Source organism: Corynebacterium lujinxingii, from assembly GCF_014490555.1.
In the GTDB taxonomy this organism is placed as follows: domain Bacteria; phylum Actinomycetota; class Actinomycetes; order Mycobacteriales; family Mycobacteriaceae; genus Corynebacterium; species Corynebacterium lujinxingii.
The window spans coordinates 1509002-1531386 of record NZ_CP061032.1 but is presented as its reverse complement, the minus strand read 5'-3'; the positions used below and the strand labels follow the sequence as shown (position 1 = coordinate 1531386).

Here is a 22385-nt window from a genome sequence, read left to right as displayed (position 1 = left end):
CGGGTAACATTGCGTCAATGCACCTCAAATCGCTGACGCTCAAGGGATTCAAGTCCTTCGCGTCGGCGACGACGATGAAATTCGAGCCCGGCATCTGTGCCGTCGTCGGGCCGAACGGCTCCGGAAAGTCAAACGTTGTCGACGCGCTGGCCTGGGTGATGGGCGAGCAGGGCGCGAAGAACCTGCGTGGTGGGAAGATGGAGGACGTCATCTTCGCCGGTGCGGGTGGCCGCAAGCCGCTGGGGCGCGCCGAGGTGACGCTCACGTTTGACAACACCGACAAGCGTCTACCGATCGACTACACCGAGGTGGCGATCACACGCCGGATGTTCCGCGACGGTGCCAGCGAGTACGAGATCAACGGCTCGAAGGCGCGCCTGATGGACATCCAAGAGCTGCTGTCGGATTCCGGCATCGGCCGCGAAATGCACATCATCGTCGGGCAGGGGAAACTCTCCGAGATCCTGGACTCGCGGCCAGAAGAACGTCGTGCGTTCATCGAGGAAGCGGCTGGCGTGCTCAAGCACCGCCGCCGTAAAGAAAAGGCGCAGCGCAAACTCACGAGCATGCAGGCGAACCTGGATCGCCTCACTGACCTGACGGACGAACTGGGTAAGCAACTTAAGCCCCTGGCGCGCCAGGCTGAGGCGGCGAAGCGCGGCGCTGCGGTCCAGGCCGATTTGCGCGACGCGAAGCTCAAACTCGCCGGCGACCAGGTGGTCCGGCTGCGCGCCAAGCTTTCCGACGCCGCCCGCGCCGCCGAGCTACTCGAAGAGCAGGTGGAGACCGTCACCGCCCAACTCGAGGAATACACCGAGGCGCAGGAAGCGATTGAGGCTCGCCAGCAGGAGGTGCAGCCGAAGGCAGCGGAGGCGCAGCAAGTGTGGTTCGCGCTGTCCACCCTGGCGGAGCGTGCAAGCGCAACTGAGCGAATCGCGTCGGAGCGGTCACGCAGCCAGAACACCGACGTTGCCTACGCGGGCCAGGACCCGGAGGACCTCGAGGCGCGTGCGCGGCTTGCCGACGAGCGCTACGCCGAAGCAGTCGAAGCAGCCGAAGAAGCCGCGGAGCAACTGGAAACTGTGCGTGAAGAGGTCGCGGAACGTCAGGCCGCCTTCGACGAAGCGGAGCGCGAGCACATGGCGCAGCTGCGTGCCATCGCCGACCGTCGCGAGGGGGTTGTGCGCTTGCTCGCGCAGGAGGAGTCCCATGCGCAGGCTGTCGAGGCCGCCGAGGAAGAAATTCGCCGCTTCGACGAAACGCTGCAGGAAACCCGTGAACGCTCGCGCCAAGCTGACGCCGAGGTGGCCGTGGTGGAGGAGCGCATCGCAGGCTTCGAGGCGGAGCGGGCACCTCTCGACGCCGCGTTCGCCCGCGCGCACACCGAATCCGATGCAGCGGAGAAGCGCCTCGAGCAGCTGCGCGCGGAGCAGCGCGAGCACGAACGCAAAGTTGCGACGTTGGAGTCGCGGATTACTACGTTGTCCGAGCAAGCCCCTAAGGCGGACGCGGCCGACGTGCTTGACGGATTTGCGCCGCTGGCAGGGCTGGTCACCGCGGAGGCTGGGCTTGAAACCGCGCTGGCGGCGGCACTAGGCGACTATGCGGAGGCGCTGGCCGGCGCTGTGTCATTGGAGACAGTGGCGAAGTTGGGGGAGGCGAGCCGGACGGTGGTCGTCGATACGCGAGGCGGCTCCGCGTGGCGGCTGGACACTGACGTTGAGGTGGATTGGCTGCTCGATCATGTGACGCTAAGCGATGCGGTGGTCGGGCCGGTGACGCGTCTGCTGGCGGATACGGTTGTGGCACCCGACGTCGCTAGCGCACGTTCGCTGGTTGAGCAGGATCCGCGGCTGCGTGCGGTGACCCGGGATGGGGTGCTCGTCGGCGAAGGCTGGGTGGCCGCCGGATCAGGGCAGGCGAGCACAGTTGAGGTCACCGCCCGCATCGAGGCGGCCCGCGCGGAGCTGGAAATCGCGAAACATCACCTCAGCGAGTTAGCCGGCACGTTCGAAGGCGCGAAGGTGGCAGCGGAGGAGGCACGGGTGAACGCGGCGTCAGCACGCGCGTCCCTGCGTGAGCACGACACCGAACTCGAGTCGTGGCGCCGCGATCGCGCGCGGCTGGTGAAGCAGGCGGAGGCGAACAAGTCAGAACACGAACGCGCCGCACAGCGGGCGAACGAGGCGGATGCGCGCCTCGCCCAACGTCGTGCTGATTTAGAGGAAACCCGCGACCGTCTCACCCGCGTGGACACAGATGTTTCGGCATCGCCGGAGGAACCATCCTCGGCAGAGCGCGACGCCGCGAGAAATGCGTTGAACCAGGTGAAATCCATGGAAATGGAGGCAGTGCTCGCCGCCCGTACAGCACAGCAGAAGGCCGAAGCGGAATCGGGCAAGGGGGATGCGCTCCGTCGCCAGGCTGAGCAGGAGCGGCAGGCGAAGGCGCGGCATGACGCCGCAATGGCGCGGCGTAGGGCGGAGGCGGAGCTGGCTGGGGTCGTCGAGAAGCATGCGCGCGACCTGTCGGCCCGGATCGAGGACGCGTTGGTGCGGGCGACAGCGGAGCGCGACGAATTGAATGCGCAGTCGGCAAGCCTGCAATCCCAGCTGCAGCAGGCGCGTCAGCAGGTCAACGCCACGCGCCAGCGGTTGTCCCGCCTGACGGACAACGCACATGCTTCTGACATTGCGCGTTCGCAGGCGCAGGTGCGTATCGACGAAGCCGAGGCCAACATCACGGCTTCACTCGGCATCGCCGTAGCGGACTTGCTTGAGGGCTACACCCCGGGCGACGACTTCGACCGTGAGGCGGAGGAGAAGCGACTCAAGCGGGCGGAGAAGGATCTGCGCGCTCTGGGCAAGGTCAACCCGTTGGCGCTTGAGGAATTTAAGGCGCTGGAGGAGCGGTACTCGTTCTTGTCCACGCAGCTCGACGACGTGATCCAGGCGCGCAAAGACCTCACAGGCGTGATCGAGGACGTCGACGCGCAGATCCTGCAACTGTTCACCGACGCATGGGCGGACGTGGAAGCAGAGTTTCCGCGGGTGTTCCACACGTTGTTCCCGGGCGGCGAGGCGCGGCTGGTGCTCACGGAGCCCGACGACATGTTGGCCACTGGCATTGAGATCGAGGCGCGTCCGCCGGGGAAGCGGGTGAAGCGGTTGTCGCTTCTGTCGGGCGGTGAGAAGTCGCTGACTGCGCTGGCGTTCCTCGTCGCGATTTTCCGCGCACGGCCGAGTCCGTTCTACGTGCTCGACGAGGTCGAAGCGGCGCTTGACGACGTCAACCTGCGCAGGCTGATCGCGCTACTCGAGGAGCTGCGTCAAGATTCGCAGCTGATCGTGATCACGCACCAGAAGCCGACGATGGACGTGGCGAATGTGCTTTATGGCGTGACTATGCGCGGTGACGGTGTGACTCGGGTGCTGTCGCAGCGCATGCAGCCTGCTGGTGTGGCACCCGCGGTGTAACATCATTCGAAAGTAGGAGAAAGGATGGATATGTCTATATCGCGTGGCTTCGCTGCTGCGAGTGTTCTTGCGCTGGCTCTCTTCACTGGCGGATGCTCCACCTCGGCGGATTTGAGCGGCACCTACACCAAGGTTGAATCAGCTGGTGAGGAGAAATTGACCAGCACACTAACCATCGACGGTAGCGACTGCACGTTCCACCACGTTGCCGAGCCCGGGGATGTTGAAGACAACGAGGTGTGCACCGTCGACGGCGATAACCTCGTTTTCACTAAGGATGGCGCAGAAACAAGACTGCCGGTCATTGAAACTGACGGGGGAGATTTGCAGATCGGACTCGGGGATGGGGAGCTTTACCAAAAGAGCCACTAAGGGCTTCCTGGAGCCCGTCCCCGCGTGATGTCGGTAGTGCTGGCACACTGGAACGCATGAACACCACTGTCCTATGGATTGTCATTGCGGTCATCGTCATCGCGCTGATCATCGCCGGCATCATCGTCGCCGGTAAGAAGCGCAAAGACGCGAAGACCATCTCGTTTGAAAAGCCGGAGGAGCCCAAGGAGCTCACGCAGCAGGAGAAATCCGGCAATTACCAGGCCAAAGGTGGCTTCAACTTCGCTCCGGCGGATGCGCAGGAGAAGCAGCCGGAACCGATCCGTCGCGAGCAGCCTAAACCGAAAGCCGAACCGAAGGCGGCCGCAGCGCCCATCCCGCCGGCTGAGGATGAGCAGCCGGAGACGGTCGTTGAGCGGGCCATTGCGCGTGACGACGAGCCCGTGCTTGACGACGGCACCACGTCGCCGACTCCGGAACCGACCCCGGAGCCCACGGTCGAGCCCAAGGCAGAGCCGGTCGAGCCCGAGCCCGCAGCCGAGCCCAAGCCTGTGGAGAGCGAACCGGTAGAGCCAGTCGTCGAAAAGCCTGATGCGGCCGACAAGGCTGAGACGGAGGAAGCCGCCGCAGCAGCTGCCGCCGCGCAGGAGCGCGCAGATGAGGCACTGCAGGACGGTGCTGAGGTGTCCGACGACGCGGTTGTCGTGGAGGCGCCCGCTGACGAGCCGCTGGACGACATCGCCCCAGCTGCCGGCCGCATGGGCAAGCTGCGTGGCCGTCTGTCCCGCTCCCAGAACGCGATCGGGCAGGGCCTGCTCGGCATCCTGACCGCCGGTGACCTGGATGAGGACGCCTGGGAGGAGATCGAGGACACGCTGATCATGGCGGACCTCGGCGCCGAGCTGACGATGAAGGTCACCGACAACCTCCGCGAGAAAATCGCCGAGCGTGGTGTGGAAACCGAGGATCAGGCTCGCGCGATGCTGCGTGAGACGCTGATTGAGGCAGCCCGCCCTGAACTGGATCGCTCGATCAAGGCGATGCCGAACGACGGTAAGCCGGCCGTGATTCTGGTCGTCGGTGTCAACGGCACCGGTAAGACGACCACTACCGGCAAGCTCGCCCGCGTGCTGGTGTCCATGGGCCACTCGGTGGTGCTTGGCGCTGCTGATACGTTCCGTGCCGCGGCTGCGGACCAGTTGGAGACCTGGGGTCGCCGCGTTGGCGCCTCCACCGTGCGCGGTAAAGAGGGGGCGGACCCTGCATCCGTTGCGTTCGACGCGGTCGCGACCGGTGTGGATGAGGGGGCGGATGTGGTGCTCGTCGATACGGCGGGCCGCCTGCACACGTCCACCGGGCTGATGGACCAGTTGGGCAAGGTCAAGCGTGTGGTGGAGAAGAAGAGCAATGTTGACGAGGTGCTGCTCGTCCTCGACGCCACCGTCGGCCAGAACGGTATCGCCCAGGCACGTGTGTTCCGCGAGGTCGTCGACATCACCGGCGTCGTGCTGACCAAACTGGACGGCACCGCGAAGGGCGGCATTGTCTTCCAGGTCCAGGAGGAGCTCGGCGTGCCGGTTAAGCTAGTCGGCCTCGGCGAGGGCGCGGATGATCTCGCGCCGTTCGAAGTGGAGAGTTTCGTCGACGCACTGCTCGGTTAGCGGTTGCTTGACGACGACTCCGCGCCCCGGTGATGTGCCCATCGCCCGGGGCGCGCGCTAGTCTTGTGGGGATTATTTTCCGCTAGCAGCAAAGGGAGCGTGCACACCGTGTTCGAGTCACTGTCCGATCGCCTCCAATCAGCCCTGGGTGGACTGCGGGGCAAGGGCAAGCTCACCGAGGAGGACATCAACGCCACCGCGCGCGAGATCCGTATCGCGTTGCTTGAGGCGGACGTGTCGCTGCCGGTTGTGCGTGCGTTTATCAAGCGAGTGAAGGAGCGCGCGCTCGGCGCCGATGTCTCCGCGGCGCTGAATCCGGCGCAGCAGGTGATCAAGATTGTCGACGAGGAACTCACCGGCATCCTCGGTGGCGAGACCCGCCGGCTGAACCTGGCGAAGAACCCGCCGACCGTGATCATGCTCGCCGGTCTCCAGGGTGCGGGTAAGACGACCCTGGCCGGCAAGTTGGCGAACCACTTGGCGAAGCAGGGGCACACCCCGATGCTGGTCGCATGTGACTTGCAGCGCCCGGGCGCGGTGCAGCAGCTCCAGATTGTCGGCGAGCGCGCAGGCGTGCCCACTTTCGCGCCGGATCCGGGCACGTCCATCGACTCCTACGAGCACGAGATGGGCAGCTCGCACGGTGACCCGGTCGCCGTGGCGCAGCAGGGCATCGACTACGCCAAGCAGAATAAGAACGACGTGGTCATCATCGATACGGCGGGCCGCCTCGGTATCGACGAGACGCTGATGACCCAGGCGCGCAACATCCGCGACGCGGTTAACCCGGACGAGGTCCTCTTCGTTATCGATGCAATGATCGGCCAGGACGCGGTGAAGACCGCGGAGGCCTTCGCCGAGGGCGTCGACTTCACCGGCGTCGCCCTGACCAAGCTCGACGGCGACGCCCGTGGCGGCGCCGCGCTGTCGATTCGTGAGGTTACCGGCAAGCCGATCCTGTTTGCCTCCACCGGCGAGAAGCTCGACGATTTTGATGTCTTCCACCCGGACCGCATGGCCAGCCGCATCCTCGGCATGGGCGATCTGCTCTCGCTTATCGAGCAGGCCGAGCAGACCTACAACGAGCAGGACGCCGAGGCGGCCGCGAACAAGCTCGCTTCCGGTGAGCTGACGCTGGAGGACTTCCTCGACCAGTTGCTCATGATCCGTCGCATGGGTCCGATTGGCAATCTGCTCAAGATGATGCCGGGCGGCAAGCAGATGAACCAGATGGCGGACATGGTCGACGAGAAGCAGCTCGACCGCATCCAGGCCATCATTCGCGGTATGACGCCGGCGGAGCGCCAGGATCCGAAGATCCTGAATGCGTCACGCCGCAAGCGCATTGCCAACGGTTCGGGTGTGAAGGTTTCCGATGTCAACCAGCTGGTGGAACGCTTCTTCGAGGCGAAGAAGATGATGGGCCAGATGGCCAGCCAGTTCGGTATGCCGGGGATGCCGGGCATGGGCCGCAGCGCCACGAAGAAAAAGCCGAAAGGCCGCAAGGGCAAGAACGGCAAGCGCAAGCCAGCCAAGCGCGGTGGCGGCGGTATGCCGGGCATGCCGAAGATGCCGGGTATGCCGGGCATGGGCGGCGGCATGCCGGACCCGAAGGAGCTGCAGAAGCTTCAGGAGCAGCTGCCGGCCGGCATGCAGGGAATGGATTTGAACAACCTCGACTTCAACGAGGCGATGAAGAGGATGCAGAAGGGGAAGTTCTTCTAAGCGTCCGCGGGGGCGGAGTCCTCGATAGCGGGGGCTTCACCGGGGGCTTCGGGCGACTCGGCGGCGGGGGTGTCGTCGATAAGCCCGAGCTCGGTGAAGATGGGCTCGAGGTGCTCCCACAGTAGGGGGGTGAGCGTCGCGGCGTACGCGTTCGAGATGTGGTTCTGGTCGCGGTAGATGTAGACGTTTCCGATCTGTGGCGGGCACGTACCGTCGATGCAGTACCAGTCGGCGGTGTCGATTTCCCATTGGCGGTTTGTTCCGTCGAGGAAGAAGGATGCGGGATCCTCCGGCGCGTAGGCCATGGACGCGTCCATGGAGCATTCCGCCTCGGAGTAGCCGGCGACGATGCACAGGTTCGGGTCCATCGGGTTGCCGTCGATGGTGAACATCCACGGGTTGTCACGCAAGCCGACGAACGGGATGTCGAGCTCCGCGAGGTGGTTCCACAAGTCGGTGTAGGCGGCGGGCACGTAGTCGGCCGAGGCGACGCCGTCGCCGGCGCGGCCCGCGGGTCTAGTGGAGGTGGACACGATCATGTCGGGATCCAGGTCCACAATCCTGGCCAGGGCGTGCTCGCCCCACTCGGCGCACGTGTCGGAGACAATGTCCTGGTTCGACGGGTTTTCTGGGCCGCCGACGACGAGTGGGCACTCCTGGCGCACGAAGGAGACGACCTTGAAGTGGTGCTCGCGCCCCAGGATTTCGAGTGGGATGACAAACGGTTCGATGTGGGATCCGCCGACCATGACGATGGTGGTCTCCGCCTCGAGGTCGCCGTAGACGCAGTCTTCCGGCGGCATGTAGTCGGCCTCGTGCGGTTTGAACACCATGCAGCCGGTTTCACCGATGACGGGGAACATGCCGGCGATCAGGTTCGGATCCGGCTTGGGCTCGACCTGCGGGACGTCGGCGCCCGCCAGTGCCATCGCGCCCGGGTAGGTTGTCGGGTCGAGCGGTTTGTCGGCGGAATCGACACGGTTGTTCCAGAACGGCTGGACCGCCAGCGACACGCCAAACAACGCCACGGTGACCATACCGCCGATTGCGCGGAACATGCCGGGCCAGGTGCGTAGCGACGACCGCGCGTCCGCCACCGGCGTATCCGTCGCAAGCGGGCGGCGGCGGTGCTGGCGAAGCGGGTCTTCAACGAGCATGTGGGTGATGTGCGCGAGCGCGAGCGAGACGAGGATGACCAGCGCGCCGAGCCAGGCCGGCGGGGTGTCGTAGCCGCCCAGCGAGGTGACGATGATCAGTAGCGGCCAGTGCCACAGGTACAGCGAGTAGGCGATCTTGCCCAGCCACGTCATCGGTGCAGACGAGAGCACGGTAGAGACCGCGTTGTTGTTGCCGGAGAGCACCACAAGGGCAGCACCGGTCAGCGGCAGCAGCGTCAGCGGGCCAGGGAATGCCAGCGAAGTGGGGATGACGATGCCGGTGATGGTGATCATTGCCACGCCGAGCAGTGCGGTGAACCAGGCGGTGGCCTGCGGCAGGAAGCGTTCGGCAGGGACGAACGCGAGCAGGGCACCGAGGGAGAGCTCCCATGCGCGGGAGAAGGTGGAGTAGTAGTTCTCGCCCGTGCCGACGAACCCGAAGCGGGCGGACCATGCGAACGACGTGATGGTGATCACGGCGAGCACCCCGATGGCGACGCGCCTGGTGATCTTCGGGTCCGCCTTGAGCTTCGAGACCACGAAGGCGATGAGCGTGCCCATGAGGATGCCGAAGATGTAGAACTGGCCCTGCACGGACATCGACCACAGGTGCTGCAGTGGGGACGTGTCCTGGCTAGCTGCCGCGTAGTCGGCGTTCTGCGCGATCAGCTCCCAGTTTTGGTAGTACAGCATCGACGCAGTCACTTGGCGGGCGAGCTCGTCGCTCATCAGCTCCGGGGTCAGCGCGAGGACCAGCAACACCACGCTGACGACGACGAGCGCGAGCGCCGGCACGAGCCTGCGCATCGTGCGCCACAGCGGCCACCACGGATTCAGGTTCGGGTTCGGCCGCAGGGCGTAGCGCAATTGACCGCCGAGGAAGAAGTAACCGGAGAGCAGGAGGAACACGTCCACGCCGCCGGAGACGCGTCCGACGAAGACGTGGAAGAGGACGACGAGTGCGATGGCGTATCCGCGGAGCCCGTCCAGGTCCACCCGGTATGCGCTGGAGCCCTTCTTTTGTTGCGCCCCCTGACCTGACATCGTGTCCAACCTCGCCAACTACATCTATTTCTTTTGACCGCGACCCGCGTCGCAAAACCGTAAAGACCATACCGCCTGGAATGGCTTGAGCCGAAACGCAAAACGCGGGTGCGGGTTTGGTTTCCCGCGGTTGTACCCCGTAAAGTGTCACAGGTTGTCCGGCAATTGTGTTGCCAGGCACGACAAGTCCATAACTGCGTACGCGCCGGATCCGTCTTGCTCTTGCTCTGTCAAGGCAGGTCGCCCGGCCAGGCACGCGCAGGGTAAATAAGAAGGGTTGAACCGGCTCGTCGATAAGCGACGAGTGTCTGCACTGCCCAGTGACCTAAAAGGAAGTACACCATGGCTGTAAAGATCAAGCTGCAGCGCGTCGGTAAGATCCGCAACGCGCAGTACCGTGTTGTCATCGCTGATGCCCGCACCCGCCGCGACGGTGCCGTCATCGAGAACATCGGCATCTACCACCCGAAGGAAGAGCCGTCGCTCATCCGCATCGATTCCGAGCGCGCTCAGTACTGGCTGGGTGTCGGTGCGCAGCCGACCGAGCCGGTGCTCGCACTGCTGAAGGTGACCGGCGACTGGCAGAAGCACAAGGGCCTCGACGGCGCTGAGGGTACCCTCAAGACCGCTGAGGAGAAGCCGTCCAAGCTCGACCTGTTCAACCAGGCGCTCGAGGAGGCCAAGAACGGTCCGACCGCCGAGGCCATCACCGAGAAGCGCAAGAAGGCTAAGGAAGACGCCGAGGCCAAGGCTGCCGCTGAGGCCGCTGCCGCTGAAGAGGCTGAGGCTGCCGAGTCTGCCGAGGGCGAGTCCGCTGAGGCTGAGTCTGAGGAGACCTCCGCCGAGTAAGCGCCCTTCGCTTAGCGACGACACCCCGCACCGCATCTCGCGGCGCGGGGTTTTGTCATGTGAGCGGACAGGCCCCAGCCTGCTACCGTTTCTCCCCATGGAGCTCAACATCGGCCGCGTGGTCAAGTCCCACGGTGTGAAAGGTGAAGTTGCCGTCGAGTTGCTGGCGGACGAATCGGAGGAGCACATTGTTGTCGGCGCTGTGCTCACCGGCCGCCAAGCGGGCAAGGAACAGCACTTGACTGTGAAGACGGTGCGCCCGCACCAGAAGCGGCTGCTGGTCAGCTTCGAGGAGATCCCAGACCGCACTGCCGCGGACAGTTTGCGCGGGATGAAGTTTGTCACCGCACCGCTGGAGCGCGACGAGGATTCTGACGAGTACTACAACCACGAACTCATCGGCTTGCTGGTGCGCCACGACGGCGCCGAGGTCGGCAAGGTCACCGGCGTGATGGATGCGCCGAACCGGAAGATCCTGGAGATCGACTACCGGGGCAAGGAAGTGCTCGTGCCGTTCGTGATGGACTTTGTCCCGGATCTTGATCTGGACGAGGGGTATCTCACTATCACCCCGCCGGAGGGGCTGCTTGATGTCTAGCCCGAAGCTGCGCTTAGACGTCGTCACCATTTTCCCGGAGTACCTTGATCCGCTGCGCCACGCGCTGCTGGGCAAGGCGATCGAGCAGGGCATCCTGGCTGTGGGCGTGCACGATTTGCGCGACTGGGCGGCTGGAAATCACAAGTCGGTCGACGCGCCGCCGCTCGGGGGAGGTCCGGGCATGGTGATGAAGCCGGAGGTGTGGGGGCCGGCGTTGGACGACATCGCCCAGGGGCGCGCAGGCGCGGAGCTCGACAGCGCGGAGGCGCACCGCAACGACCGATTGCGCCACGACGACGTCGCCCAGGTCGCACCACGTCCGTACGAAGCTCAGGACGAGGACCGCGACAAGCCGCTGTTGCTGGTTCCCACGCCGGCGGGAACACCGTTTACTCAGCGAGACGCCCAGGCGTGGTCGCGCGAGGAGCACATCGTGTTTGCCTGCGGGCGCTACGAGGGGATCGACCAGCGCGTGTTCGAGGACGCGGAGAAGAAGTACCGGGTGCGTGAGGTCTCTATCGGCGACTACGTGCTCATCGGCGGCGAGGTCGCGGTGCTGGTGATCGCCGAGGCGGTCACGCGGCTTATCCCCGGCGTGCTGGGCAACACCGAAAGCCACGAGGAGGACAGTTTCTCCGACGGGCTGCTCGAGGGGCCGAGTTACACGAAGCCCCGGGTGTGGCGCGGCCTTGAGGCCCCGGCGGTGCTCACCTCCGGCGACCACAAAAAGGTCGAGGCATGGCGCCGGGAGCAGTCGCTGAAGCGGACCCGGGCGGTCCGACCGGATCTGCTCGAGCGAGCGGCGCTTAGCGACGACGACCGGTTCATGCTCGATGCGCGCGAGGTGGAAACGAGGGTGGATGTGGGGGACAAGCGTGTCGTCGCCAAGCAAGTGCGGCGCGCGTTGAAGAAGGCCGGTTACCGCGCGGACCGTATCGAGCGGGACGGTGCAACGCTCACGGTTCGTGGCAGGACGGCGCTGGCGTTAGACGAGGCGACGCGGGTTGTCGCAAACGCCGTCGGCGCCTATGAAGGCGGCGACACCCTAGGGAATTTCGCGCGACTAGAATCGCCGGAATGACATCAATCGCAGCCACCGTCGCGAACGAACTCAATATCCGGGACAACCAGGTCGAGCAGGCGCTCAAACTGCTCGCCGAAGGCAACACCGTCCCGTTCATCGCCCGTTACCGCAAGGAGGTGACGGGCGGCCTCGACGACGCGCAGCTGCGCCACATTGAGGAGCGCAACACCTACCTCGTTGAACTCGCCGAGCGCAAGCAAGCCGTGCTGGAAAGCATTGAGGAGCAGGGCAAACTTACCGACGATCTGAAGCGCGAGATCCTCGCCGCCGACACCAAGGCGCGCGTGGAGGACCTCTACCTGCCGTACAAGAAGCGCCGCAAGACAAAGGCGGACATCGCGCGCGAGGCTGGGCTGGAAGATCTCACGCAGCTGCTTATCGACGACCCCGCCGCCGCCCCCGAAACTCTCGCCGAGCGATTCACCTCTGAGGGCTTCCCGGACGCGAAGGCGGCGCTCGACGGGGCGCGTGCGATTTTGGTGGACCGCTTCGCCACCGACGCCGACTTGGTCGGTGCCGTGCGCGACCGGGTGTTTGAGCAAGGCACCATGCGTGCCGGTGTTGTGGAGGGCAAGGAGCAAGAGGGTGCGAAATTCGCCGACTACTTCGAGTTTGCCGAGTCCTTCGACAAACTGCCCAGCCACCGTATTCTGGCGCTGTTTCGCGGGGAGAACGAGGGCGTGCTCACGCTCGACCTCGATGCGGGCGACGAGGCCGTCTACGAAGGCATGATCGCCGAGCGATTCGATCTACCCGTGAAGGATTCGGCCTGGTTGGCCAAGGCGGTGCAGTGGGGGTGGCGCACGAAGCTGCAGGTGTCAGCGAACCTGGATACACGTATGCGTCTGAAGGAGAAGGCGGAGGCCGGCGCGCTCGAGGTGTTCAAGACGAACCTGCGCGACGTGCTGCTCGCAGCCCCCGCAGGCCAGCGCTCCACGCTCGCGCTCGATCCGGGCTACCGCAACGGAGTCAAGTGCGCGGTTGTCGATGGCACCGGCAAGGTGCTGGCCACCACCATCGTCTACCCGCACCAGCCGCAAAACCGGTGGGACGCCTCGCGGGCCGAACTCGCGTCGCTTGCCGCTCAGCACGGGGTGGAATTGATCGCTGTGGGCAACGGCACGGCGTCGCGCGAGTCGGAGAAGCTCGCCGGCGAGGTCGCGGACCTCATCGCCCAGGCTGGGGGCAAACGCCCGACGCCGGTGGTGGTGTCCGAGTCCGGTGCGTCGGTGTACTCCGCAAGCCCGATCGCGGCCGAGGAGTTTCCGGATATGGACGTCTCGCTGCGCTCTGCGGTGTCGATTGCGCGCCGCCTCCAGGACCCGCTTGCGGAGCTGGTCAAGGTGGACCCGAAATCCATCGGTGTCGGCCAGTACCAGCACGACGTGAACCAGACCGCGCTCGCGCAGACGCTCGATGCTGTGGTGGAAGATGCGGTGAACTCCGTCGGTGTGGACGTCAACACCGCTTCGGCGCCGTTGCTGGAGCGAGTCGCTGGGCTTTCCGGCACGGTGGCGAAGAACATCGTGGCTTACCGCGATGAGCACGGCAGCTTCACCACTCGCAAGGAGTTGGGCAAGGTGCCGCGTTTGGGCCCGAAGGCGTTCGAGCAGGCCGCGGGCTTCCTGCGCATCCAAGGTGGGAAGAACCCGCTCGACGGCTCCGCGGTGCACCCAGAGGCGTACCCGGTGGTCGAACGCGTCGCGCAGTCCACTGGCTTGAGCACCGAGCAGCTCATCGGCAACACGGCGGTGCTGACCAAGCTGACACCCGCCGACTTCGCCGACGACACGTTCGGCGTGCCCACGGTGACCGACATCCTGGCCGAGTTGGACAAGCCGGGCCGCGACCCGCGTCCGGAGTTCAAAACCGCCGAGTTCAAAGAAGGTGTCAACGAGGTCAAGGACCTCAAACCCGGCATGATTCTCGAGGGCACGGTGACCAACGTCGCCGCCTTCGGCGCATTCGTGGACGTGGGCGTGCACCAGGACGGCCTCGTGCACGTGTCCGCCATGAGCCACAAGTTCGTCTCCGACCCCCACGAGGTGGTCCGTTCCGGCGAGGTGGTCAAGGTCAAGGTGATGGACGTCGATGTCGCGCGCAACCGCATCGGGTTGAGTTTGAGGCTTGACGACGAACCCGGCCAGCCCAACTCACCCAAGCAGCGTGGCGGGCAGAACCGGAAGCAACACCAGAAGCGGGGTGGTGGCCGTGGCGGGGATCGTCGTCAAGCGTCAGGCTCGATGGCGGATGCGTTGAAGCGTGCGGGATTTGGGAAGTGACCGGGCAGTATGTAAAATGCTGCAGGTTGTTGTAACCGACACGAACCGGCCGAGCGCCCCAAAAGGGGAAGAGCCGCCAGGGTCCTCTGTCCGAAACGAAAAGGATTGCTTTCATGAGCAACGGCATCATTGATCTGGTCGACGCAGGCCAGCTCCGCGACGATATCCCGGATTTCCGCCCGGGCGATACCCTCGACGTGCACGTCAAAGTTATCGAGGGTTCCGTCACCCGTACCCAGGTGTTCACCGGCTTCGTCGTTCGTCGCCAGGGCGGCGGCATCCGCGAGACCTTCACCGTCCGCAAGGTTTCCTTCGGTATTGGCGTTGAGCGTACCTTCCCGGTGCACTCCCCGAATATCGAGAAGATCGAGGTCGTCCGCAAGGGTGACGTCCGTCGCGCGAAGCTGTACTACATGCGCGACCTGCGCGGCAAGGCTGCCCGCATCAAGGAGCGCCGCTAGTTTCTAGCCGGCATCGCGTGCCCCGTCCGAGTTCGCTCGGGCGGGGCACGTTGCGTTCTCGGAAGTGTCGGCCCGCGGTGCTAACGTATGCCGGGTGACCAACACGAACGTGCCCGCGAACGGGCAGCCGCAGAACCCCAAGCCGCACAACCCCTACACCACCGGGGATGAGGCCTACGAGGTGGCGCCGGTGGAAGACAAGCAGGCGGAGAAGAAAGACCTGCCCTGGTACATCGAGATTCCGGTGGTGGTGGCGCTCACGCTCGTCATCATGTTCGTGCTGCAGACCTTCATCGGCCGGCTTTACGTCATCCCGTCCGCGTCGATGGAACCGACCTTGCACGGCGAGGACGGCTCGGGCGACCGCATTTTTGTGGAGAAGGTCAGTTACTACTTCTCTGACCCGGAGCCGGGCGATGTCATCGTGTTTGCCGGTACTGATTCGTGGAACACAGGTTTTTCCTCGAACCGTTCCTCCAACCCGGTGATCCGCGGCATGCAGGAGGTCGGCTCCTGGGTCGGCCTCGTGCCCAAGGATGAGAACACGCTGGTCAAACGCATCATTGCTACCGGCGGCCAGACGGTGTCTTGCCAGGAGGGTGACCCTGCGGTGATGGTGGACGGCGAGCCGATCGACCAGTCGTACACGCTGCAGCCCAATTTCTACCCGGTGGATCCCTCGAACGGCTCCGACGCCTGCGGCGGGCCGTACTTCGGTCCGGTGACGGTGCCGGAGGGCAACTACTTCATGATGGGCGACAACCGCACCAATTCGCTGGATTCGCGCTACCACCTGGGGGATCAGTACCAGGGCACGATTCCGGAGGAGAATATCCGCGGCAAGGTGCAGTCGGTGGTCTTCCCGCTCAGCCGCATCCAGGGTGTGTCTGACCCGGACATCCAGCAGTAGGGCAGTGCGCCGACTCAAACAGCTGCGCACCTACGAAGTCGCGCTGGAAAAGGCGGGACTGGGTCCCGTCGCGGGTATCGACGAGGCCGGGCGCGGCGCCTGTTTCGGTCCCGTCACCATCGCGGCGTGCGTCCTGCCGCCGGAGCCGATCGCCGCGCTGGACGGGCTGACCGATTCCAAGAAACTCAGCGCCAAAAAGCGTGAGGTGCTTTACGACGACATCCGCACCGCTGCGATCGCCTACGACGTCATCCACGTCCCGGCGGCGGTGATCGACCGCCGGGGCATCCAACACGCCAACCTCGATGGCGCCCGCAGGGCCGTCGCTGGTTTGGGCGTGGATCCGGGGTACGTGCTTGTCGACGCGTTTCGGGTGCCGGGGCTGCGCGCGCCGCAACTGCCGATTGTCGGCGGCGACTACACGGCGCGCTGTATCGCGGCCGCCAGTGTGCTGGCGAAGGTGAGCCGGGACCGGTTGGTCACCGAGATGGCTTCCGAGTATCCGGTCTACGGCCTGGAAGGCCACAAGGGCTATTCCACGAAGGTGCACATGGACGCGGTGCGCCGCCACGGGGCAAGTAGGGAACACCGTTATAGTTATTCGAACGTCAGGGATGCTGACAGGTTCCACACTGAGTTAAGGGGTCGTGCATGAGCGCCGAGGATCTTGACAATTACGAGGCAGAAGTCGAACTCTCCCTGTACCGCGAGTACCGCGACGTGGCCAGCCAGTTCTCCTACGTCGTGGAGACCGACCGCCGCTTCTACCTGGCCAACGCGGTGAAACTCATCCCGCACACCGACGGCGGCGACGTCTACTACGAGGTGTTGATGTCGGACGCGTGGGTGTGGGACATGTACCGTGCGGTGCGCTTCGTGCGCTACGTGCGCGTGATCACGTACAAGGACGTCAACATCGAAGAGTTGGACAAACCTGAGTTGACCTTCCCCGAGTAGGGAACCAAAGGCGTACTTTCCCCGTCTAAATAGGCACCAACACTTTGGTCCGAATAATGACAGGGGGAGTACATGCACACGGATTACGCAGCCCAGCACGAGCTGGGCCTTGCGGGGGAACGCGCCGCGGTGAAGTGGTATCTCGAGGAGGGGTACACGCTGTTAGGCCAGCGCCAGCGGATGATCTCGGGGGAGATCGATGCGGTGGTTGAAGGCTGCGACGGCACGATTGTGTTCGTCGAGGTGAAGTCGCGTCGCGGTGGCGGATTCGGCGCCGCGGAGGCGGTTACGGCGAAGAAGTTTCAGACGATGCGACGCTGCGCCGCGCAGTGGCTGGAGAAGCATCCGGAGTTGGGGTACCGGGAGATCCGCTTCGATGTCGTGGAGTGCGTCATCGATGGCGAAGACTGCATCATCCGGCGTTTTCCGGGGGTGGAAGATGCCGCTTGCTAGCACGATCAGCGCCACGGTCGAAGGCATTACGGCGCGGCTAGTCACCGTGGAAGCCAACGTCGGCCCGGGCCTTCCAGGCATGCACATGGTGGGCCTTGGCGACGCCGCCGTGAAGGAGTCGCGCGAGCGCATCCGCACCGCGATCTCGAATTCTCAGCTGCCGTGGCCGCGCACGAAAATTATGGTGTCGCTATCGCCAGCGCACCTGCCGAAGGCCGGTTCACACTTTGATCTGCCGATAGCCGCGGCGGTGCTCGGCAGCCTCGACCCGCGCGTGCAGTGCAGGCTCGAGCGCACGATGTTGCTCGGCGAGTTAGCGCTCGATGGCACGCTTCGTCGCGTCGACGGGGTGCTGCCGATGCTCATCGCGATGCTTCACGACGACTCCAGCACCCGCCCCACCACCGTCGTCGTGCCGCGTGAAAATGCCGCGGAGGCGTCGCTGCTGGGCGCGCGCAACATCCTGGTGGCCGATTCGCTTGCGCAGGTCTGGGCGTGGCTTGCCGGCGAAACACAGTTGGAGCAAGTCGGCGAGCCGCAGGTGTGTGAGCGGGCGGCGGGGCCGGACTTCGCCGACATCGCCGGCATGTCCGCCGAGCGTGAAGCGTTGGAAGTTGCGGCCGCGGGTGGGCACCACGTGATGATGATCGGCCCGCCGGGGTCAGGTAAGTCGATGCTGGCGGAGCGTCTGCCGTCGATCCTTCCGCCGCTGACCATCGAGGAGATGGTGGAGGTTACCGCACTGCACTCGGCGGCGGGGATCTCAAGCGGGGGGATCGTGTCCAACCGCCCGTTCATCGCGCCACACCCGTCGTTGACCAAGGCGTCGCTCATCGGCGGCGGATCCGGGGTGCCTCGCCCCGGTGTGGTCAGCCAGGCGCACCACGGTGTGCTGTTTCTGGACGAGGCCTCGGAGATTTCCGCGCAAGTGCTTGACGCGCTCCGGATCCCGCTGGAAAAACGCGAGGTACGCCTGACCCGGTCACGCCGCGAGGTGATCTACCCGGCGGATGCGCAGATCGTGCTGGCCGCCAACCCGTGCGCCTGCCAGCGCATCAACGGCAACTGCACCTGCCGGGTAGTGGACCGGGCGAATCATCTGCGCAATGTTTCCGGGCCGCTGCTCGACCGGCTGGACGTGTTCATCCACACCTCTGCGGATTCGACAGTGGTCAACCCATTTGAAGCGGAGCCGTCGCACGTGATCGCCGAGCGCGTCGCAGATGCGCGCCAGCGTGCGCACCGGCGGTGGGCGAGCGCGGGGGTGAACGAAACTGTCAACGCGCGAGTTGCGCCGCCGCTGATCCGGCGCGAGTTCCCGGCGGACGAGGCGGCGATGGCGTATATGTCTTCGCTGCTGCGCACCGGCGGCATCACCCAGCGCGGTGTGGACCGGAGTCTCAAAGTGGCGTGGACGCTCGCCGATCTTGAGGGCGTCGAGCGCCCCGACATCGATCACGTGGCGCGGGCGGTTGACATGCGCACCGCCCCCGAGGAGATGGCGGCATGACCAAGCCACCAAGTTCACCGGAATCTTGGGCGTACCTTTCGCGCGTGGTGGAGGGGCCGTCCATCCACCTGCAGCATCTGCTGTCGCAGGGCAAGACTGCCGACCAGATCGCTCACGGAGTGCGCACGCGCGCAAGTTGGCTCGGCTCGTTAGGGCCGCAGACGCAGCACCGCTACACCTGGGACCAGCCCGCCCAAGACCTCGAGCGCGCCAAAGCCGCCGGGTACAAGTTGGTCACCTCCGATTCACCGGAGTGGCCCGGTGAGCGCATCAAGCAGGTGTTCCACTGTGACTATCCAGAGTCGGGCAGAAAGCTCGACCTCGACCAGGACGCGGTCGCACCGCACGCGCTGTGGGTGAAAGGCAACGCGAACCTGGCGACGCTGCTTGCGCAGTCAGTGGGCATCGTCGGCACGCGAACCGCGACGGCGTACGGACGCGGCGCAACGGAAAACCTGGTCCAGGGTTTGGCAAAGCACCAGTACACAATCGTCTCCGGCGGGGCGCTCGGCATCGACACGGCAGCGCACCGGGCTGCGCTCGACTGCGGCGCGCCCACGGTAGTCGTCGCGGCGTGCGGGCCCGGATATTACTACCCGCTGAGCAACGAGATGTTGTTCGAGCGGGTGTGCGCTTCAGGCGGGGCGATCATCACAGAGTACCCGCCTGGGACCACGCCGGATCGGCACCGCTTTCTCACCCGCAATCGGCTCGTCGCCGGCCTGACCCAGGGCACCGTGCTGGTCGAGGCGGCCTTCCGCTCCGGGGCGTTAAACACGTTGAAGTGGGTGAACACCTTCAACGGCAAGGCGATGGCGGTGCCGGGGCCGATCACGGCGACCGAGTCGCTCGGCACCAATCTCGCGATTCAGAAGGAACAGGCGACGATGGTGCTCAACGCGGATCAGATCCACGAGATGATCAGCACACCGGGCACGATCGACGAGGCGTTGCAGCAGGAACTCAACTTCCCGAAAACACTCGTGCAGCAACTCAGCCACAACGAGCTGCGCATCTACGACGCCCTGCCGCGCGCCGGGGAGGGCGCGCGGCTCGCCGAGGATATCGCCGCCGATGCCGGCCTCACGATCGGACTGACGGTGCACATCCTGATGGATTTGGCGAAGCGGGGTGTGGTCCAGCGTGAGCGAAAGGTGTGGTCGCGCACTGAGTAACGAGTAAACTGCCGTGACATGAGTCAACCTGTGGGGCAGATCCGGGCGGCAGTCGACGATTTCGCTGACTACGCCGCGCTCGTGCTCGGGCGATCCCCGAACACGGTGAAAGGTTACGTCTCCGACTTGGGCACACTGACCGGGTACGCGGACACCTTCGACGCGTTCACCCTGCCCACCCTGCGCGCCTGGCTTGCCGACGCCTTGCGCGCCGGGCGCAGTCGCGCCACCCTGGCCCGTCGCACCGCCGCCGCGCGCGCGTTTTCCACGTGGGCGTACCGGCAGGGCTACATCGAGCAGGATGTCGCGGCTCGGCTTAAGGCCCCGAAGGTGAACCGTCCGCTGCCGAACGTGGTGCGCGCTGAGCGCGCCACCGAACTCGTCGAGGCGGACACCGCCGACGACGCCCACCCGGCCGAGCACCTACGGGACCGGGCCATGCTGGAATTGCTCTACGCCACCGGCATGCGCGTCGGCGAGCTCACCGGCTTAAACATCGCAGATGTCGATCTCGGCCGCGGGCTCGCGCGCGTGACCGGTAAGGGCAACAAGCAGCGCGTCGTGCCGTTCGGCAGCGAAGCCACAATCGCGCTCAGCGAGTGGCTCGAGTTCGGCAGGGCTGAGATTGCGAAGGTCGACGACGCGATGTTCGTCGGCACGCGGGGCGGACGCATCGACCAACGTCAGGTGCGCCGCGTGGTCGAACGCGCCGGGCAGCGCGCGGGTGTGGCCGACATCAGCCCGCACACCCTGCGCCACACCGCCGCGACCCACATGCTCGAAGGGGGCGCGGACCTGCGCGTCGTGCAGGAAATGCTGGGGCACTCGAGCCTGCAGACCACCCAGATCTACACCCACGTCTCCGCGCAGCGGCTCAAGAACGTCTACGACCGGGCGCATCCACGGGCTTAAGCCGGATCCGCGGCGGCTCGAGCAGTGTGAGCGGGTCGATGTATTTGTCCGGCCCAGTCAGCGCGCCCCAGTGCAGGCCGTCGTGCTCGCCCGCAAAGCGTGTCGACGAGCGCGCCAGCACCCCAATCGTCTCACCCTCGCGCACGCTCGTTCCCACCGGGAGATTCGTGCGCACCGGCTGGTAGGTGGTGCGGATCCCGCCGGCGTGCTCGACGGTCACCACCGGTGCGCCCGCGACCGAGCCAGCGAAGGCAATCACACCGTCGCCGGCGGCCACCACCGGGGCACCGATGCGCAATGGCAGGTCAACACCCCGATGGCCGGGCTTCCAATTCTGTTCCGGGATCGAAGCGGGCCGGGCGACCTCTTGCGGGTGCGGTGTGCCGGCTGCCGGGTCCACCCAGGCCCAGGCGGGCCGCGGAGCACATAGGATCAAGGTGGTGAGGATGGCCAAGGCGGGGCGTGGTGTCGTCGTCAAGCGCATGCTCTCAATGGAGCACACCGGCAGGCGTCGGTGGAAGAGGCGGCGGAAAATCTGTGGACAACCCGGGCATGTTGAGCCACGAGTTATCCACAACGGTGCAGATGAGTTGGGTTTTCTGCACATGAGCGGGTAAGGTTGCCGGGGCAGTTTGTGCGAGTGTGCACCGACTGACTACGCGCGCCGGATAATGCCTGCTCAGCGACGGTCCCTCTCACAGGGTGCGGGGCAGACACGGTGCCAGGGTGTGGGATAAAAACCCGCACGTGAGACCTTATAAGTAACCGAACTACATTCTCCGAAGGAGACTTTCCCATGGCAGTTGTAACCATGCGTGAACTCCTCGACGCCGGTGTCCACTTCGGTCACCAGACGCGTCGCTGGAACCCGAAGATGCGTCGCTTCATCTTCACGGAGCGCAACGGCATCTACATCATCGATCTTCAGCAGACGCTGACCTACATCGATGAGGCATTTGAGTTTGTCAAGGAGACCGTCGCACACGGCGGCACCATCCTGTTCGTTGGCACCAAGAAGCAGGCGCAGGAGCCGATCCAGGAAGAGGCGCAGCGCGTCGGCATGCCGTACGTGACGCACCGCTGGCTGGGCGGCATGCTCACCAACTTCCAGACCGTGTCCAAGCGCATCGGCCGCATGAAGGAACTCCAGGCGATGGACGCAGCCGAAGACGGCTACGCAGGTCGCGGCAAGAAGGAAGTCCTCATGCTCACCCGCGAGCGCGTCAAGCTCGAGCGCGTGCTCGGCGGTATCGCCGACATGACCAAGGCTCCGTCCGCGCTTTGGATCGTGGACACCAACAAGGAGCACATCGCCGTCAACGAGGCGCAGAAGCTGCGCATCCCGGTCGTGGCTGTCCTGGACACCAACTGCGACCCGGACGTTGTCGACTTCCCGATCCCGGGCAACGACGACGCCATCGGCGCCGTCAAGCTGCTCACCCACATCGTGGGCGAGGCAGTCGTCGCTGGTAAGCAGCAGCGCGAAGAGCGCCAGCTCGCTGCCGCACGCGACGCCGCCGGCGACACCGACGCGAAGCGTCAGGCTGAGGCTGCTGAGGCTGCCGCACAGGCCGCGTCTTCCGACGAGGTTTCCGCAGCCGACGCTGCGAAGGCCGCTGCCGCCGCCGAGACCGCTGCTCCGCAGGAGGTCGCGGAGGTCCAGCAGCCGCACGCTGTCCGCGCTGCTGAGCAGGCCAAGCAGGACGACAAGTCCGAAACCCAGGCGTAAGCCGACTGGCTTCGGCCAGCATTGAAACGCACACCCCGCGTTCCGCTCACGTCCGCCGGTTCCCGGCCG

At 65.2% G+C, this 22385-nt stretch carries 19 protein-coding genes; 17 read left to right on the top strand and 2 right to left on the bottom strand.

Going from position 1 to position 22385, the window contains the following annotated elements:
* The first annotated feature begins 17 nt into the window (after positions 1 to 17).
* From smc to ffh, 4 genes are all read left to right on the top strand, one after another.
* A complete protein-coding gene (gene smc / locus IAU68_RS07640) occupies positions 18 to 3476 on the top strand; it encodes a chromosome segregation protein SMC (protein WP_171192716.1) in 3459 nt (1152 codons plus the stop codon).
* Between the two features lie 24 nt (positions 3477 to 3500).
* Positions 3501 to 3848, top strand: a complete 348-nt coding sequence (locus IAU68_RS07635; protein WP_171192715.1) for a hypothetical protein — start codon at positions 3501 to 3503, stop codon at positions 3846 to 3848.
* Positions 3849 to 3904: 56 nt separating this feature from the next.
* Positions 3905 to 5470, top strand: a complete 1566-nt coding sequence (ftsY, locus tag IAU68_RS07630; protein WP_171192714.1) for a signal recognition particle-docking protein FtsY — start codon at positions 3905 to 3907, stop codon at positions 5468 to 5470.
* A gap of 108 nt (positions 5471 to 5578) precedes the next feature.
* Positions 5579 to 7195, top strand: a complete 1617-nt coding sequence (ffh, locus tag IAU68_RS07625) for a signal recognition particle protein (protein ID WP_171192713.1) — start codon at positions 5579 to 5581, stop codon at positions 7193 to 7195.
* Here the strand turns inward: ffh and IAU68_RS07620 are convergent.
* On the bottom strand, positions 7192 to 9396 hold the full coding sequence (locus IAU68_RS07620; protein WP_171192712.1) for an acyltransferase family protein: 2205 nt from the start codon (positions 9394 to 9396) through the stop codon (positions 7192 to 7194). The two genes, ffh and IAU68_RS07620, sit on opposite strands and share 4 nt — an antisense overlap.
* A 342-nt stretch (positions 9397 to 9738) precedes the next feature.
* On the opposite strand from IAU68_RS07620, the gene rpsP reads away from it, so the two are divergent.
* From rpsP to IAU68_RS07560, 12 genes are all read left to right on the top strand, one after another.
* A complete protein-coding gene (gene rpsP / locus IAU68_RS07615; RefSeq protein ID WP_171192711.1) occupies positions 9739 to 10245 on the top strand; it encodes a 30S ribosomal protein S16 in 507 nt (168 codons plus the stop codon).
* A gap of 97 nt (positions 10246 to 10342) precedes the next feature.
* Entirely contained in the window at positions 10343 to 10843 is a 501-nt protein-coding gene (gene rimM, locus IAU68_RS07610) for a ribosome maturation factor RimM (RefSeq protein WP_171192710.1), read from the top strand.
* Positions 10836 to 11924 (top strand): tRNA (guanosine(37)-N1)-methyltransferase TrmD, encoded by a 1089-nt coding sequence (gene trmD / locus IAU68_RS07605; RefSeq protein ID WP_171192709.1) that lies wholly within the window; start codon positions 10836 to 10838, stop codon positions 11922 to 11924. The genes rimM and trmD overlap by 8 nt, the downstream gene beginning before the upstream one ends.
* Positions 11921 to 14209 (top strand): Tex family protein, encoded by a 2289-nt coding sequence (locus IAU68_RS07600; protein ID WP_171192708.1) that lies wholly within the window; start codon positions 11921 to 11923, stop codon positions 14207 to 14209. Before trmD ends, IAU68_RS07600 begins: the two co-directional genes overlap by 4 nt.
* A gap of 113 nt (positions 14210 to 14322) precedes the next feature.
* Positions 14323 to 14670 carry a 50S ribosomal protein L19 gene (gene rplS, locus IAU68_RS07595; protein ID WP_095555173.1) on the top strand — a complete coding sequence of 116 codons (348 nt, stop codon included), beginning with the start codon at positions 14323 to 14325 and terminating at the stop codon, positions 14668 to 14670.
* A 181-nt stretch (positions 14671 to 14851) separates the two neighbouring features.
* Positions 14852 to 15580, top strand: coding sequence for a signal peptidase I (lepB, locus tag IAU68_RS07590; protein WP_231699140.1), 729 nt, complete (start codon positions 14852 to 14854; stop codon positions 15578 to 15580).
* A gap of 4 nt (positions 15581 to 15584) precedes the next feature.
* A complete protein-coding gene (locus IAU68_RS07585; RefSeq protein WP_171192706.1) occupies positions 15585 to 16235 on the top strand; it encodes a ribonuclease HII in 651 nt (216 codons plus the stop codon).
* Entirely contained in the window at positions 16232 to 16537 is a 306-nt protein-coding gene (locus IAU68_RS07580) for a DUF2469 domain-containing protein (RefSeq protein WP_171192705.1), read from the top strand. The genes IAU68_RS07585 and IAU68_RS07580 overlap by 4 nt, the downstream gene beginning before the upstream one ends.
* A gap of 72 nt (positions 16538 to 16609) precedes the next feature.
* Complete coding sequence (locus IAU68_RS07575; RefSeq protein ID WP_171192704.1) at positions 16610 to 16990, top strand: YraN family protein; 381 nt, start codon at positions 16610 to 16612, stop codon at positions 16988 to 16990.
* A complete protein-coding gene (locus IAU68_RS07570; protein WP_328700687.1) occupies positions 16935 to 18500 on the top strand; it encodes a YifB family Mg chelatase-like AAA ATPase in 1566 nt (521 codons plus the stop codon). The genes IAU68_RS07575 and IAU68_RS07570 overlap by 56 nt, the downstream gene beginning before the upstream one ends.
* Positions 18497 to 19675: a DNA-processing protein DprA gene (locus tag IAU68_RS07565; protein ID WP_171192703.1), complete on the top strand. Its 1179-nt coding sequence runs from the start codon at positions 18497 to 18499 to the stop codon at positions 19673 to 19675. Before IAU68_RS07570 ends, IAU68_RS07565 begins: the two co-directional genes overlap by 4 nt.
* A gap of 18 nt (positions 19676 to 19693) precedes the next feature.
* Positions 19694 to 20587 (top strand): tyrosine recombinase XerC, encoded by an 894-nt coding sequence (locus IAU68_RS07560; protein ID WP_171192702.1) that lies wholly within the window; start codon positions 19694 to 19696, stop codon positions 20585 to 20587.
* Here the strand turns inward: IAU68_RS07560 and IAU68_RS07555 are convergent.
* Positions 20550 to 21071 (bottom strand): M23 family metallopeptidase, encoded by a 522-nt coding sequence (locus tag IAU68_RS07555; protein ID WP_171192701.1) that lies wholly within the window; start codon positions 21069 to 21071, stop codon positions 20550 to 20552. The genes IAU68_RS07560 and IAU68_RS07555 overlap by 38 nt on opposite strands.
* Positions 21072 to 21383: 312 nt before the next feature.
* Here IAU68_RS07555 and rpsB point away from each other — a divergent pair, with 312 nt between their 5' ends.
* Entirely contained in the window at positions 21384 to 22316 is a 933-nt protein-coding gene (rpsB, locus tag IAU68_RS07550) for a 30S ribosomal protein S2 (protein WP_171192700.1), read from the top strand.
* Positions 22317 to 22385 lie beyond the last annotated feature (69 nt).